The 14997-nt window shown below is 44.3% G+C and carries 14 protein-coding genes; 4 read left to right on the forward strand and 10 right to left on the reverse strand.

Annotated elements, in window-relative coordinates:
* The first annotated feature begins 33 nt into the window (after nt 1-33).
* The 4 genes from DDT91_RS20775 (at nt 34) to rlmF (ending at nt 2394) form a co-directional block, all read left to right on the forward strand.
* On the forward strand, nt 34-198 hold the full coding sequence (locus DDT91_RS20775) for a type II toxin-antitoxin system HicA family toxin (protein ID WP_187174616.1): 165 nt from the start codon (nt 34-36) through the stop codon (nt 196-198).
* Nucleotides 199-226: 28 nt separating this feature from the next.
* Nucleotides 227-610 (forward strand): type II toxin-antitoxin system HicB family antitoxin, encoded by a 384-nt coding sequence (locus DDT91_RS02835; RefSeq protein WP_187174617.1) that lies wholly within the window; start codon nt 227-229, stop codon nt 608-610.
* Nucleotides 611-697: 87 nt separating this feature from the next.
* Nucleotides 698-1429, forward strand: coding sequence for an SIMPL domain-containing protein (locus DDT91_RS02840; RefSeq protein WP_187174618.1), 732 nt, complete (start codon nt 698-700; stop codon nt 1427-1429).
* Between the two features lie 14 nt (nt 1430-1443).
* Complete coding sequence (gene rlmF / locus DDT91_RS02845) at nt 1444-2394, forward strand: 23S rRNA (adenine(1618)-N(6))-methyltransferase RlmF (RefSeq protein ID WP_187174619.1); 951 nt, start codon at nt 1444-1446, stop codon at nt 2392-2394.
* An 81-nt stretch (nt 2395-2475) separates the two neighbouring features.
* Here rlmF and DDT91_RS02850 read toward each other — a convergent pair whose 3' ends face one another.
* The 10 genes from DDT91_RS02850 to DDT91_RS02895 all read right to left on the reverse strand — a co-directional run bounded on the left by DDT91_RS02850 (nt 2476) and on the right by DDT91_RS02895 (nt 14983).
* Nucleotides 2476-2886, reverse strand: coding sequence for an OsmC family protein (locus DDT91_RS02850; RefSeq protein ID WP_187174620.1), 411 nt, complete (start codon nt 2884-2886; stop codon nt 2476-2478).
* Nucleotides 2887-3047: 161 nt separating this feature from the next.
* Complete coding sequence (locus DDT91_RS02855; RefSeq protein ID WP_187174621.1) at nt 3048-4175, reverse strand: glycosyltransferase; 1128 nt, start codon at nt 4173-4175, stop codon at nt 3048-3050.
* Nucleotides 4151-5311, reverse strand: coding sequence for a glycosyltransferase family 4 protein (locus tag DDT91_RS02860; RefSeq protein ID WP_187174622.1), 1161 nt, complete (start codon nt 5309-5311; stop codon nt 4151-4153). The genes DDT91_RS02855 and DDT91_RS02860 overlap by 25 nt, the downstream gene beginning before the upstream one ends.
* A 53-nt stretch (nt 5312-5364) precedes the next feature.
* Nucleotides 5365-6261 (reverse strand): class I SAM-dependent methyltransferase, encoded by an 897-nt coding sequence (locus DDT91_RS02865; RefSeq protein WP_187174623.1) that lies wholly within the window; start codon nt 6259-6261, stop codon nt 5365-5367.
* 3 nt (nt 6262-6264) lie between these two features.
* Nucleotides 6265-7389: a glycosyltransferase family 1 protein gene (locus tag DDT91_RS02870; RefSeq protein ID WP_187174624.1), complete on the reverse strand. Its 1125-nt coding sequence runs from the start codon at nt 7387-7389 to the stop codon at nt 6265-6267.
* A gap of 328 nt (nt 7390-7717) precedes the next feature.
* A complete protein-coding gene (locus tag DDT91_RS02875) occupies nt 7718-9127 on the reverse strand; it encodes an O-antigen ligase (protein WP_187174625.1) in 1410 nt (469 codons plus the stop codon).
* On the reverse strand, nt 9118-10041 hold the full coding sequence (locus DDT91_RS02880; protein WP_187174626.1) for a glycosyltransferase family 2 protein: 924 nt from the start codon (nt 10039-10041) through the stop codon (nt 9118-9120). Before DDT91_RS02880 ends, DDT91_RS02875 begins: the two co-directional genes overlap by 10 nt.
* On the reverse strand, nt 10025-11317 hold the full coding sequence (locus DDT91_RS02885) for an oligosaccharide flippase family protein (RefSeq protein WP_187174627.1): 1293 nt from the start codon (nt 11315-11317) through the stop codon (nt 10025-10027). Before DDT91_RS02885 ends, DDT91_RS02880 begins: the two co-directional genes overlap by 17 nt.
* 13 nt (nt 11318-11330) lie before the next feature.
* Nucleotides 11331-12398 (reverse strand): exopolysaccharide biosynthesis protein, encoded by a 1068-nt coding sequence (locus DDT91_RS02890; RefSeq protein WP_187174628.1) that lies wholly within the window; start codon nt 12396-12398, stop codon nt 11331-11333.
* Nucleotides 12395-14983, reverse strand: coding sequence for an SLBB domain-containing protein (locus DDT91_RS02895; RefSeq protein WP_187174629.1), 2589 nt, complete (start codon nt 14981-14983; stop codon nt 12395-12397). The genes DDT91_RS02890 and DDT91_RS02895 overlap by 4 nt, the downstream gene beginning before the upstream one ends.
* Between the last annotated feature and the right edge of the window lie 14 nt (nt 14984-14997).

Consider the following 14997-nt stretch of genomic DNA (forward strand, 5'->3'; position numbering starts at 1 on the left):
CTTTTTGGAATCATTTTTTAATGAAACAAATTTATGAAGTGTTCCGAGCTACTACGGATTCTATTGAGAGATGGCTGGTTTATTGTTTCTCAATCAGGGTCCCATGTTAAGTTAAGACACGAAGTAAAACCAGGGATTATCATTTTCCCAAACCATGGAACCAAAGAGATAGGTAAAGGATTGGAAAAAAAATACTGAAAGAGGCCGAAATTAAACTGGGTTAATTATGAAAAAGTATCGAATGATCATAGAAAAGACAGACACTGGTTTTTCTGCCTATTCAATGGATTTTCCAGTTTTTACTACCGGAGATTCTATGAACGAGGTTTTTGAAAATTCGGTTGAGGCATTAAATTTTTACTTAGAAGAAAAAAATCTTGTAGTCAAACCAGATCAGATCAAATTAGAAATAGATTTCCAACAGTTTTTTCAATACTACAATGTGATTAATGCCAAGGTTCTGGCGGAAAAAATCGGAATGAATCCAACCTTGCTTTCTCAATATGTAAGTGGAAAAAAAAGACCCTCAGAAGCTCAAAGTCAAAGAATTCTTAACGGAATAAATCGAATAGGAAAAGAGCTTTCTGAATTAAAACTCACCTTTAATTAAAGTTAAAACCCGCCAACTCGGCGGGTTTTTTGCATTTGATCCCAACTGGAATTCAGGTAAATTCCAATCACTTTTCCTCCAAGCGCTATGAAAAACAATCTTTCCTCCGTCCTTTTTGCCCTGGCGATCATTATCGCTGCCTATCTCCTCGGCAATGCCGTCATTAACCGTAACCGTCCACAAGGCACCATTCACGTGACAGGATTAGGTGAGCAAAATTTTACCTCAGACCTGATTGTGTGGGAAGGGAATTTTACCCGGGAAAGCAAAGACCTCAAAGCAGCCTATGCAGATCTGGAGCGAGATCGATCAGCAGTGACCAATTACCTGAAATCCAAAGGTATTCCAGAAGAACAACTGGTTTTCAATGCGGTAACTACATTGCCGCAATATCAGCAACATTATACTGCTTCGGGCAATTATGCCGGGCAGACCTTTACAGGCTATCAACTCAGTCAGACCTTGATTATTGAGTCAAAAGAAGTAGAAAAAGTGGAAAAAATCTCCCGCGAGATCACCGAACTGCTCAATCAGGGGATCACCTTGTACTCTCAGCCTCCGCGCTACTACTACACCCAACTCGAGTCGCTCAAACTGGAAATGGTCGCCAAAGCCACGGAAGATGGCCGGGTGCGTGCTGAACGCATCGCCGAAAACTCCAACTCCCAACTTGGAGATCTGATCACAGCCAACATGGGCGTATTCCAAATCACGGGACAAAATTCCGGCGAAGACTACTCCTGGGGAGGAGTTTTCAACACGTCGTCCAAAAACAAAACGGCTTCGATTACCATGAAGCTGAGTTTTGAAGTGGATTGAGTTAGTTTTGGCGAATGAAAGGGAAAGAAATACCTGCTAGACTCCACCCCCGCAATCTCCATCAAGGCCGCTACGATCTCGAAGCACTTTCGGAGACCTTGCCAGAGCTTAAATCCTTCCTTTTTACCAATGAATATGGAAATCTGACCTTGGATTTTGCCAATCCAAAAGCTGTCAAAGCGCTGAATCAGGCGCTTTTGAAGCACTTTTATCAAGTTGCGTTTTGGGATATTCCAGATGGATTTCTCTGTCCGCCCATTCCCGGTCGGGCCGATTACATTTATCATTTGGCTGATCTGCTGGCGCAAAGTAATGGCGGAAGATCTCCAAAAAGTGCAAAAATCAACGTACTGGATATTGGGACAGGTGCCAATCTGATCTACCCCATTCTCGGAAATGCGATCTACGATTGGAGTTTTGTGGGTTCTGAATTGAGTCCAAAAGCTATCGAATCCGCCAAGCAAATTCTTGCTAAGAATCCCCTATTTCAAGGCAAAATAGAGCTTAGGCCTCAGCCGGATTCCTCCAGGATTTTTTTCAATATCATCCAATCCGAAGAGTTCTTCGATCTTACCCTTTGCAATCCACCTTTTCACGAATCGGCTCACGCCGCCCAGGAAGGCAGTCAGCGAAAAGTCCGAAATCTTACCGGAAAGCCCGTTGCCAAGGCAGAATTAAACTTTGGCGGACAAGCTGCTGAACTTTGGACGGAGGGTGGAGAACTGGTGTTTATCAGAAAGATGATCGCTGAAAGTCTCCACTTTAAGAATCATGTCTTTTGGTTTACCACCTTGGTATCGAAATCTGAAAATCTCAAACCCATTCAAAATCAACTGCAAAAAGTCGGAGTTACCGATCAAAAAGTCATCGAAATGGCCCAAGGAAACAAGAAAAGCCGATTGGTAGCCTGGACTTTTCTGACTGAAAAGCAACAGGCTGCTTGGAAGACTTACCGGTGGAAATAAAAACCCTCCAAGGATTTTAAATCCCTTGGAGGGCTGATTTTTTTAAGCCGAAGTTTGTGAGGACACAAACCTCACGTTCAATCAATTCAACGTGTATTCCACACTGATTTCCATATTCAAGGCTCTGGAGATCGGGCAGTTTTTCTCAGCGTCTTTCACCAGTTCGGAAAATTGTTCTTCAGAGATACCATCCACTTTTGCGTTCAACACTAGGTGAGATCTTTTCAAGGTGCCTTCTTCAAAAGTAATATGAGAAGTCACATTCAATTCTTGTGGAGGAAAATTGGCTCCGCTGAGGTTGAAGCTAAGCTTCATCGCAAAACATCCTGCATGTGCCGCTGCGATCAATTCTTCTGGGTTGGTACCTACACCGTCTTCAAATCGGGTGTTGAAAGAGTATTGGGTTTGATTAAGTACGGTAGAGTCGGTGGTCAAGTGTCCTTTGCCTTCTTTGCCGCTTCCGTTCCATACGGCGGTTGCTTTTCTGATCATGGGATTAAAGAGTTTTTATGGTGAAAAGATAATGGATAAAGGAAATATTGAGTATGAAAGTTTCAATGAATTATTAGTTCCCGCAGATATGCAAAGAAAAGGTCGCAGATACGCGCAGATTTTTTTAGATCAAGGGGATCAGCGAATTAGATCGGCGTGAATCAGCGGGAAATCCTTAGTTTTCTAAACACCTCCAAATAGCGCTCTGTCACATAATCCCAATTGTACTTTTGGGTCAGACCGAATCGCGCATTCTGTCGTAAATCGCTCATTGTTTCAGGCTCTGATTCAGCTTTCTCCACGATCTCTTTCACGGATTCCGCCTTTTTCTCAAAGTACCATCCATGCTTGCCGTTTTGCAGCATCTCTTGGTTGAAGGGCGTATCCAAAGCCAAAATCGCACAGCCATAACCCAGTGCCTTCAGCATCGCAGGATTGGTACCACCAAACTCATGCCCATGAAAGTACGCATAGCAATGCGAATACAAGGCCGCCAATTCATTCGGATCGGTAACATAGCCGGTAAACAGCAGTCTTGGATCCTGAATACTCTTCAAGCGATTGGCCCATTCGTCAGCAAAAGGCACATCGCCCACCACAACCAGTTTTTTTTGGGAATCGGATTTCAAAAAACCATCAATAATCAAATCCGCATTGTTGTCAGGAACCAGTCTTCCCACAATCAGGTAATAGCCTCTGCTTTTCAGATCCCATCGCTTGATAGGCTTCGCATCGACACTTTCCCGGGGATTCGCCCCATAGGCAATGACTTCCGAGTCCTTCTGAAATAGCTCGAGATAGACGCGCCGCATCTCATCAGAATCATTAATCACCTGATCATAAAATTTGGTCGCCATCTTGGAAGCCCAGAAAAAGTACTTCGCTCCAAGTCCTTTCCATTTTGGTCGCAGCCACTCTAGCCCATCCACGTTGATAGCGGTTGGTTTACCAAAAATCTTAGCAATCAATCCAAAAGGCCCATTTCCACTATTCACCACAAAAATAACATCGACGTCCGAAAAACAGGCATGGAGCATAGAAATGAAGGTGTGCGTGAGCTGAGTCAAACTTTTCGATTCAATCGCAGGGGTATAAATGCACTCAATTCCATTGACAAATCGCGGGCGTTCCTTAAACAGCGCCCGATGATTGTACACCCGGACATGCACGCCTTTGGCTACCAGTCTTTCTCCAAGCTCCTTGATCATCGTGTCATAGCCCCCATAGACATAGGGATAGCCCTTGGCACCCATGATGGCGACTTTTAGCTTTTTCTCAGATGATGCCATAGGTGATTGACGATTTTTTGCTCAAATGCCTCCAGACTGTAGGAATATAGTGTGCGATTTCTCCCATTTGCTCCCATTTGCTCACGCAGGGATTGGTCTTGGATTAGTTTTTCCAAGGCTAAGAATCCCTCTTCCACATCACCTATTGAAATTAAATAACCTGTTTCTCCCTCCACAACCATTTCAGAAGCACCCCCAGATCGAGTGGCAACAACGGGCTTTCCAGCGGCCATCGCTTCCAAAATCACTGTAGGAAAAGAATCGGGTAGGACTGAAGGCAACACAAAAATATCCAAGGAAGCCATCACCTCTGGAATATCCTCCCGAAATCCGAGGTAAAACACGCTATTCTCTAATCTCTTGTTTCTTATCTCTAATTTCACTTCTTCCAAAATCGGCTCGTACCCCGGAAATGGATCACCAACCAACACAAAATGTACTTCAGGAAAAGATTTGGAAAGTCTGTCTGCCAAGTCGATGAAAAAAAACTGGCCCTTCCCGGGATTAATCCGGCCGATCATGCCGATCAAAATACTGGAATCAGAAAGCCCCAGCTCCTTTTTCAGGGTTGGCTTTGCCTCTAAAAATTGTTCATAAGGTATTCCATTGTGTATGACCTGGATTTTGGATCTTTTCAACAGTGGCTGCCAATTATCTGCCACCGCTTGAGAAACAGCAATCGGTCGGAAAGTACTACTGTCCAGCAATCCTGCCAACCAACTACGCAAAGGTCTCGGACCAAGAAGGATCTCATGAATATGCCAGATATGTGGGATTCTATTTCGCTTTGCCCAATAGGCACCTACCACCACTGCCAGCGTATTGGAATACACCAGCTCGAATCGGTACTTCTCATGCAGTTTAGAAAGAAATCGATAGGCCTTTAGATTTTTGCTCAGTCTATTGAGTAATCCCGAAGGACTGACATATTTTCTCCTCAGAATGCCCAGATTGTGCACATAAAAAGGGATGTTCAGCTGCACCAAGTCTTTTTGAATCGGCCCCTCACTGGTCAACACCACCACTGGCGAAAGGCCCTGATTCTGGTAAAATCGAAGTACCTGCAGGATAATTTTACCCGACCCATAGCCCTCCGAAGAGCTTTGCAAGAAAAGTATATGTCGGGTTTTGGTCATTATGCGAAAATATAACTGAAAGCCATGGTCTATGCTGATACCGGCCCTCCTGATTATTTTTTCTTTCGAAAATACAACCCCATTACTCCTGATTTCCCAAAACCAACCGATAAAACTTCCAGTATCCAGGCAAATGGAAGTGTCGCTCCAATCAAAAGTACCAGTCCCAGGGTCTTTTTCCTTTTTAATCTCAAAATCAGGTTTTCTCTAAATCCCACGCTCGAAAGCAACCCCTGCAACATACCCAAGACACCCAAATGCACAGAATACTCACGTTTTCCAACCAGGGAAAAGCCCAATTTTTCCAGTTGTCCTACCAACACCGGCTCAGTCCAATGTGTCAGGTGCTTGGGAATATCCCAATGCATCCAGTGATTTCCCGCGATGTTGGCTTGCCAAGAATCCGCCCGAGGCACCTCGATATACAGTAATCCATTTGAACTCAGATTGGACTCAACCAGCTTTTCCAAAAGTACCATGGGCTGGGGCAAATGCTCCAACACATGATTGAGGGCTAGGAGATCGGCAGGTTTTTCCAAGATTTTTCCTCCTTGATAATATTCACACCTCACCTCCACTCCATATTTATCTCTTGCGAAATCTGCCCTTGCTTTCTCGGTTTCAATGCCAATTCCTTTCCAGCCTTGCGCTTTGGCCATGGCCAAGAACTGCCCTTTTCCAGAACCAAAATCGAGCAAGTTTGAAGCTTTTGGATTAATGGATCGAGCTTGGTTGAGTACCTTTTTTGCCTCAGAAAATATGATTTTTTCAAAAATCGACTGCCGATTGTCTACCACAGCATAGACTTCATCCCGATATAGTTTTTCGGAATCGATCTGCTCGGGAATAAAGGTCCAAATCACCCCACAGGAGCTGCATTTCACTCTGCTCAAAGCAGGAGGGGATTGGGAGGAGGATGTAAAACAAACCGGACAGGTAATTTGCCGCATGCCTTAAAATGACGGCTTCAATATCAGCCGATGAAAAGCTTGAATAAATTTTTCTGCCGAAAAGTCCTTGGCCCGCTCTTTTCCTTTGATGATGAGCTGGTCTCTGAGATCCTTTTCGCGGTCCAAAAGTATTAATTTTTCGGTCAAATCATTCCCATTTCCAGTATGGAAAGGTAATCCTGCACCTCCGGCTACTTCCATCAAAGCCGGCTGATCGGAATGAATCACTGGGATCCCAAAACCCATCGATTCCAATATCGGAATGCCAAATCCCTCATTCAGAGAAGGAAAAACATAAGCAAAAGCGCCCTCATACAATGCCTTAATCTCTCCGTCACTCAGGTAGCCAGGGAGAATAATGTGTTCCTGTAGGCCAAGATCAGTAACAAGCTTTTGAACTACCGGAAAATCATCCATCCGCTTACTCTGACCGGCACCACCTGCCAAAACCAATTTTTTCGAGGATTGGGATTGATGCAAAAAAGCAGCAAAAGCCTCCACCAACAGAGGAAGTAGCTTCCTTCGGTCAAATGTGCCGATATGAAGAAAGTATTCCTGTGGTTGTAAGCCCTTCTTTCTTAGAAACTGAGGATCTGCAGCCGCCAGAAGTCCTTTTGGGGCTTGGTAAACCACTGAAATCGGCCAGTCATCCCCCAAATGTTCTATCAAAGAAGCTTTGGAATATTCCGTCGTGGTGATGAGGGTAGTGTCTTCTCTCAGTCCTTTTTTGATCAGGTTGAGGAAGTATTTCCTCCACCATCGGGGATAGTTTTCGGGCATTTGCCAAAAGAAGGCATCGTGAATCACCGTCAGTCTTCTGCAAGGTAGGGAAGCCGCCGGTGAGACAAAATCAGGGCAGATCAACACATCCGGCTTGTACTTTTTCACCAAATCAGGAAGCTGAAATTCCTTCCACCTGAAATAATCCAGGTGGTAGTTCAGTTTCTGAATCTTGGATTTGGGCCCTTTGAATGAATCATCTGCGGCTTGCTTCTCAGGCTCATGGGAAAAAATCCACTCAATCTCAGGATGGGGGTATTTCCGTGCCGCCTTGGCCAATTCCAACATGTAGGTTTTGATACCCGTGGTGGCGACGTTGAGGTATTGGAGATCAAGAAGAACTTTCAAGGCATTGGCTTTTACAGGTCAAAGAAAGCCACCTGCCCAAAAGCTTCCATGGCGTTCTCAATGAAGGTTCAAGTTAGGCATTAAGTGAAAAGATTGGTGTACCTTTTTCAAAATTGAACTCCTTCTCCATTTCCATACGATGGATAGGAAAAGCTCCTCCAAATGAACTCGTGAGTTATTTATTTTTCATTTATACCTCATAATTGGTCGAAATCATGAGGCATAACATTGAGTTTATACCTCACGATCTTTTCCAGGTTCCAATACCCAACATGAGAAATGGCGGGCTAAAGGGAACCTGCTATTTTCTGAATCTTGAAAAATTCACCTAAGCCGCCTTGAGAGTGACAGGTTTTGGATTAGTAATCAAGCTATACTCCCTTATGCTATAGCCAATCATCCACCAAGTGACCCATGCCACATAGGTATACATCTCCGCATTGGCGGTGAAAAGCGGCAGAAGCATTCCCACTTTGGTCACCGCACCCACAAAAGCAATTCGAGCTGTCATGGTTTTATCCGTCCGATAAAATACCCTAAGACTTAAAATCACCCCAGTAGCTAGCGTCAAGATGTATAATAGCATCCCCAACCACCCCAACTGCACACCATAAATCAGAAACTGATTTTCACCCCCGACCCGTAAATCTTCCTCTACACTTCCGGCATTTCCGCTCATGGCCAATCCTATCCCCAGCGGATTGGCGATCATGGAATCCAATGCCAAAAGCCACTCCACGACGTGCCCAATGCTGGAGGTATTTTCAAAAGTCAAGGTATCGATGACAAAAAAGTAAAAGTCATCTGAAGCCAAAAACACCACATAAAAACCAAACCCAATCAAGGCCAAAAATCCAACTCCAATCAATTTGTACAGTCGAAAAACCAAGGCCACAAAGAAAATCATCACAAAAAAAGCCCCGAATGCGGCCCTTGAGGCAGAGAAAATCAAGCTTCCTATGGAACAGGCCATGACTAGGAGATAAACCCAGCTCTCTTCTTTTTTGGAGGTCAAAAACCAAATCAATCCGGCTGAAAAACCCATCAAAACTGAACTCGCCATTTCCAATGGATCAGAAAAAAAGCTCGCCAGTCGCTTGCTCACTGCTTGGGTTTCAAAAGTCCAGGTCAATCCGAAATTTCCGGTCGGGTCGATGTCATTGATGGCTTGGTTATAGAGTGCGTATCCGGAAAATTGCTGCAAATGCGCTCCAAGAAGGAAGCTTTCTATACAGTTGACCAAGAAAGCTCCAATCGCGATGGCAAAAATGAGGGTAAATAGATTTTTGACCTTTAAATCAGTCATGCTGGTGTTTCTTCCTAAAAAATAGACCAATCCGGGGATCAGCATGGTTTTATAATAGAGGGCTTTGCCCAAAAATGAAACTTCTCCCAAGGGTAAAAACACATAAATGAATCCCAATCCCAATAATCCCAACATCATCCAGTCGGTAGAATGCAGCCGTAAAGGATAATCGAACACCCTTTTTTGATAAAAAAGCCAAACCAAGACCGCGACCAAGACTACGATTTCCTTCAAAATCTGAAATATGGCTACCACTTCCTCCGAACGGGTGGCAAGGTAAATCACACTCAGACTGATAATGTAAAACGGAAGAAAAGCTGCCAAGAAAAAGATAAAATGACTCCAATTCCCCTTAAAAACCATCTCTTGGATGATCCAAAGAAACCCACCTCCCACCAACAGGGCGATGATCAGGAAAAAAATCAAGGCCATTTTTCCGCGGATTTTAAAGGTTGAAACATCCCGTCTCGAACTCCCTTCATCACCGCTTTCAGCTTTTGGAATCTTCCTCTTACCAGAAAATAGCCCATCCAAAGCAAAAATCGGAGCAGATGGTAAGGAAATCCTGTCCAGATCCCCAGTTGACGAATCAGGAAAAACTGGTTTCTGACATGGTAATAAAACACCTTTGGACTAAGAATTCCCTCGGAATGCTTCTTTTTGGAGGAAGCACCGGCCTCATGATAAATCACCGCTTTCTCGGCCAACCCAATTCCATATCCAGCTTTTTTGATTCTGAGAGACCACTCTACGTCCTCGAAGTAGGTAAAATACTGTTCATTGAGCAATCCGGCTTTCAACAAGGCCTCTCTGGTCAGCAGCATACAGCATCCGGTAGCCCAGTCTAATTCCCTCTTCGAAAACCGATAATCCGCTAGAGGCTCCTGATCTCCCAAGGTAATGGCTCTTCCCAAAGAGGTGAGCCATTTTCCTCCGGCACTCCAGATCTTCCTCTTATCATGCAGAAAAAGAATCAAAGGCTGAACCACCCCGTATTCTGTATTCTTGGCGAGTTTAAGAAGCATTTCTCCCAAAAAATCGGGCTCCACTTCCGTGTCATTATTCAGCAGGAGTACATGAGAATACCCCTGATCCAATGCAAATCGAATTCCGACATTGTTACCTCCTGCAAAGCCTAAATTGGACCTATTTTCAATCAAATGGATTTCCGGAAAGGCTTTTTTGAGAAGAGGTCCTTCCTGATTTTTTGAGCCATTATCGACAAGGATTATTTTGAAATCAGGGTAATCCACCCTTCTCAAGGAGGAAAGACAGGCCTGTGTAAATTCCAGGCCGTTCCAGTTGACCAAAATGATCGCAACCGATGCCTCAGAAGTAAAAGCCATGCAAGAGATCTTTTTTATGACGGTACAAAAGGAAAAGACAAATCAGAAAAACCACGATTTCTGTGGAAATAATACCAATGCACAAACCTACTCCGCCCATCAGACCGGTAAGGTAGGCCGAAATGGCAACCATATAGAGGCACAGCATCCAACTTGCCCTAAACAGCAATTCCTTCAAATCGGCTACTAGCATCATGGTGACATTGGCCACGTTGATACAAGCCAAAAAAGGAATGAAAGCGAGGAGTTTAAGATAAATGACGGATTCCTGCATTTGTCCACGGGATAAAATCTGGATAATCCATGGTGCTGCCAAAAAAGCTCCAGTGCTAATCACCGCTCCTCCCAGCAAGACTCGGAAATACACTTTCCTCAAAAAAGTGAAAAATGCAGGCGGATCCAAATGATAAAGCTTGGAGGCATTGGGGAAAACTGCCTGAATGATCAAGGCAGGAAAAAGCCTCAGTACCATGACCACACGTTCTGCCAGACTGTACATCCCCAAAGTCTCAGCGGAGGAGAAAAAACTTAGGATAATCAATCCTCCATTGATGGAGATATGACTGGCCAGATTACTGAAAAACAACAAGACATTGTCCTTAAGATTCTTCAAAATGGAAGAAAACTGGGGCCGATAAAATCGGATTCCCATAAAGCCATGGATGTATCCCAGCAAAGTAAGGTTGATTCCCAGGCCAAAAAAACCCATCAGAAAATTAACCCATTTGCTCTGTTCAGGCTTTTGAATAAATAAGACGATACCCATCAAAAAGAGGAGTTTGGAAAAAATATTGGCAATGGATACCAGTTTCATTTTTTCCATTCCCTGAAAAAACCATAACGGCAAGGTGGCTTCTGAGAAAAGCAATAGCACCGAAAAGACCAAAATCATCCGGTACTCAGGAAAAAGATTGAACCCAAAAGCACCAATCAGAATCAAAACCGTAGCTAGGGCAGCCAGGAGAATTTTTGCAGAAAATACATTGGACACCACATGAGACAGCGCTTCCCGGTCAGTTTGCCGGATTGCAACCTCCCTCGGGGAGCTCAGATTGAATCCAAATCCTACCAGAATATTCAACAGGATGATGACGGATAGGGCCAGATTGACCAATCCAAATTGGTCTGTGCCGATGCTCTGGATGAGTAAGGGCATAGAAATGATCGAAATCAGCACATTGGAGGACTGAATAATCGCCAGAAAAAGGAAGTTCTGGATGGACTTATTCCGGATAAAATTCCCTATTGGGATCAACAGATTCAGTTTTTCAAACATGGCAGCTCAGGGTTTAGCTTTCCTGCACATGCTTCTGATACAGTCGCCGGAAATAAAGAAAAAACAAAACCAAAAGACCGGTAATCACTGCACCCAACACCATTCCTTTGACCAATCGGATTTCGGATCTTTTAAGCGGAAACCTAGGAGAATCGATGATTTGGATCAAGGGGGAGTTATTACGGTGATTGACCTTGGCAATTTCCAGGTTTTTGACAATTTCCTGATAGACAGCCGCAGTGGCTTGTACGTCTATTTGACGCTTTCGGCTTTCCACAGTGGCTGAGGTGAGCAGCGGGTTGGCATTGGGCACTCTATCCTGAGCCGATGCGTAGGCACCTATGCTTTCGTCCAAAATTGCCCTCACCGAATCCGCCTGAGTTTGAAGAATACTCAGGTTTTCTCCTGTTTTCTTGGTTTTGGTTTCGAAATAAAAGGTGTTGACTTTGTTGACCAAGGTCTCGTTAAACACCTTGGCAAAAGGTTCATCCTTGGAAGAAATGGTCACTTGGATGATACTCAATTTCCGGTCAGGCTTAGCTACAACAAGTTGTTTCTCTCGGATCAGTTTGGCGACTTCTTTGACTACAGAATCTTGAGTAACGCTGAAGCTTTCTCGTGGGATCGAAAAATCCAACCTAGAGAAATCCACTTTGGAGGACCATTTTTCATCCAGTTTTTCGAATTTGACAAATCGGTCAATCAATGACTCCTGTTCATCAAAAGGACTCAAGAGTGTTTCCCCCAGCATTCGGTCGGAGCGATACAATTCCATGATGTTGTCCCCCTGAAAAAGGCCACTGGTACTTCCCAAGGAACCTAAATTTACTCCTACCAGCGAAGCCAAGCCGGACATCTGACCCAATCCAGGCCCATCTCCTTCTTCAAGTACGAAGGAGGTTTCTGCATGGAATACCGGCTTTTTCAACTGAGAAACCAAAGCGCCCAAACCCATTCCGATTACTCCCGAAAGCAGCATCACTTTCCATTTGGAGACAAAAAAAGCCAACCACTCGCGTAGGTTTAGCATCACTTCGCGAAGGGTAAACTGATTGTCCGAAAAATGCTTATTCTCTGTCATTGCCAATTGATTTGCGAAAGCACCAAAGCCAATGTAGCCAAACCTGTAGTTACGCCCACCACATCCCCAAGTCTCAGAGGAATTTTAGGCCCTTTGGTAGGCACAATTACTTCAGCACCGGGCTCTACGGGAGGAAATGCTTTAATGCCAAGTATGCTTCTGGTTCGCTTCACAGCACCGTTGGCATAGACTACATATGTTTGCTTGCGGTTTGCCCTGCGCTCAAAACCACCGGCTCCGTTGATGAAATATTTCAGGCCACGGCCTTGTTCATGACGAAGCGTAGTTGGATACACCACGTCTCCTCTCATTCGGACAGTCTGAAGCAATTTTGGAACAGTAAGAATATCGCCTTCTTCCAAAATCAAATCTTCTTCAGAACCCGGATTGGCCAGGATTTTTTCCAAATTGATTGCCACTGCCTCTGATTCCTTGATTTTCACGGCAAATCCCGGTGTTTCCGATGCAATTTGATCTAAGGATTCCCTTTTGGCATTAGACAGCAAAGTATCCACCGGACTGACTTTTTCCTTGGGAAGATCTCTGAAAAGCCGTTGCAAAAGCTCTTCCTGAGCCTCTGAATTGTTTGGATCCTCCATGAGTCGCATTCTAAGGGCCTCCAGGTTTCGCTGTCTACGGATTTGCTCGGATTCAGTGTTGAAAAATTCGGTTCGGCGGATCAAGGTTGCCCCTTTGGAATAAGCAAACTGGTTTAGACCACCCGCTCTTTTGACTAAATCAGAAATTCGGTCTACGCTGGTCTGGATGGCAAAAATTCCGGGAGAATTGACCTGACCTTCCACGGCAACAAGTCTTTGCATATTGAAATTTGCCCGCTTTCTCACAATTACTTGGTCGAATGGCTGTAGTGAAATCGCTTCGGGATTAAAAGAAAGGTCTGGATTGACGGTAGTTGCTATAATATCCGCAAGTGTTCCCAAGTCTGAATCTTCCAGCCTTCGCGCGATTTCAATTTCTCTGGTGTTGGCAGATTCCTGAAGTCCTCCTGCCAGTAGAATCAGTTCTTCCGGAGTCATCCCCTCAGAAAAAGGATAGGTTCCAGGCCGTTTTACTTCTCCTAAAATCTGAACATAACGTTCGTTTTGGATATCATAAATGCTGGAAATCCTCACCACATCTTCCCGTTTCAGCACAAGGTCAGGCTGTGATCCGTCCAAAATTGATTTGAGGTTTACTTCAATCACTTCCGAACTCAGATCTTCTTTGGTTCTAAGAATGCTGGCACGCTGAGTATAGGCATCACCTTTTAGTCCTTCTGCATTTTTGATCAGTTGGGAAAGAGTCATTCCTTCAGTCAAGGCGAATGTTCCCTGGCGGAAAACCGCTCCCTTGATCTGGACACGGTTTGCGTACCGGTTTAGGATACGACCCACGTTGATTTCATCGCCACCTTTGAGGATAAACATCCCAAACTGGTTTTGGAATACATCGGAAACAGACCGTTGATTTCCGGTGATTCTTGAAATGGAAATTCGATCTTTGAATGCCAAGTCGGTAAATCCTCCGGCATATCTCAGCAAGTCATCCAAGGTATCCTCACCTTTGACTTCAAAAGTAAGCGGGCGCTTTACTTCACCGGTCACTTTCACTCGAGACAAAAATGGCTGTATCAACAATACATCCTGATCCTGTAACTGCACATCTAGATTGGCCGTGCCATTAATCAACAGGTCGTAAACATCTATTTCTGCAAATTGCTTGTTGTTGCGCATCAGCTTGATGGCACGCAAAGTTCCATTCTCATTGGGGCCTCCTGCAGCATACAAAGCATTAAATACCGTGGAAAAAGCGCTCAGAGTGAATGTACCTGGCAGTCTCACTTCTCCGAGAATGTGTACTTTGATAGTGCGCACATTTCCCAATGTCACCTGAAGGAAAGTGTTGGGATTAGATCCTTGGAGCCCGGTGTAAAACCTTGATACCCGGTTTTTGATTATTCCTGTAGCCTCTTCTATGGTTTTTCCTGAGACAGAAATAGAACCAATATTATCCAAAAGGATAAAGCCATCAGGATTTACAGTAGCCTCATAATATTTTTCAGACTGACCGTAAATATCCACATAGATCAGATCTCCAGGGCCCAAAATGTAGCTTTTTGGAGTGGCTTGATTGAGGCTGGGTTCAAAACTGAGTCTCCTGTTTTTCTGAAAAAATAGGTTACTCCCGAAAATCAGGTTATCGACAGGTTGGGTTTCAGCCAACTCCTGAGTCTGTGTCAATCCTCGGGTAATGTCATTTAAGTCGAGCTGTGTTCTGGGGTCACGTCTAGAAACATTGGAAGAGCGGGAACTAGCAGAACCAAGATTAAGGGTTTCGATCCTGTTTCTCAGTTTTTCCACTTCGGCAGAGGGCATCCCACGCATCTGTGCCATTTGAAGAAAATCAGTGGTACTTAATCCTGCTTCCTGAGCCCTTTTGATCAATTCTTCAATCTGATCATCGCTGAGTTCGTCTACTTTGATGGAAGTAATATCTGTATTCTGCTGACCAATAACCTCAGGCTGGACCAGGGCCAGGAAGGAAAGTAATGCAAAAAAGTACCTGATTCTTTTGAATAAAATCATGAGTTAAAGAGAGT

Origin of the sequence: Algoriphagus sp. AK58 (genome assembly GCF_014324365.1) — a bacterium.
Classification (GTDB): domain Bacteria; phylum Bacteroidota; class Bacteroidia; order Cytophagales; family Cyclobacteriaceae; genus Algoriphagus.

What these genes read in the sequence shown, in the direction of transcription:
- DDT91_RS20775 (WP_187174616.1), top strand. Translation starts at nt 34, where the DNA reads ATGAAGTGTTCCGAGCTACTACGGATTCTATTGAGAGATGGCTGGTTT.
- DDT91_RS02835 (WP_187174617.1), top strand. Translation starts at nt 227, where the DNA reads ATGAAAAAGTATCGAATGATCATAGAAAAGACAGACACTGGTTTTTCT.
- DDT91_RS02840 (WP_187174618.1), top strand. Translation starts at nt 698, where the DNA reads ATGAAAAACAATCTTTCCTCCGTCCTTTTTGCCCTGGCGATCATTATC.
- rlmF (WP_187174619.1), top strand. Translation starts at nt 1,444, where the DNA reads ATGAAAGGGAAAGAAATACCTGCTAGACTCCACCCCCGCAATCTCCAT.
- DDT91_RS02850 (WP_187174620.1), bottom strand. Translation starts at nt 2,886, where the DNA reads ATGATCAGAAAAGCAACCGCCGTATGGAACGGAAGCGGCAAAGAAGGC.
- DDT91_RS02855 (WP_187174621.1), bottom strand. Translation starts at nt 4,175, where the DNA reads ATGGCATCATCTGAGAAAAAGCTAAAAGTCGCCATCATGGGTGCCAAG.
- DDT91_RS02860 (WP_187174622.1), bottom strand. Translation starts at nt 5,311, where the DNA reads ATGACCAAAACCCGACATATACTTTTCTTGCAAAGCTCTTCGGAGGGC.
- DDT91_RS02865 (WP_187174623.1), bottom strand. Translation starts at nt 6,261, where the DNA reads ATGCGGCAAATTACCTGTCCGGTTTGTTTTACATCCTCCTCCCAATCC.
- DDT91_RS02875 (WP_187174625.1), bottom strand. Translation starts at nt 9,127, where the DNA reads ATGGCCTTGATTTTTTTCCTGATCATCGCCCTGTTGGTGGGAGGTGGG.
- DDT91_RS02880 (WP_187174626.1), bottom strand. Translation starts at nt 10,041, where the DNA reads ATGGCTTTTACTTCTGAGGCATCGGTTGCGATCATTTTGGTCAACTGG.
- DDT91_RS02885 (WP_187174627.1), bottom strand. Translation starts at nt 11,317, where the DNA reads ATGTTTGAAAAACTGAATCTGTTGATCCCAATAGGGAATTTTATCCGG.
- DDT91_RS02890 (WP_187174628.1), bottom strand. Translation starts at nt 12,398, where the DNA reads ATGACAGAGAATAAGCATTTTTCGGACAATCAGTTTACCCTTCGCGAA.
- DDT91_RS02895 (WP_187174629.1), bottom strand. Translation starts at nt 14,983, where the DNA reads ATGATTTTATTCAAAAGAATCAGGTACTTTTTTGCATTACTTTCCTTC.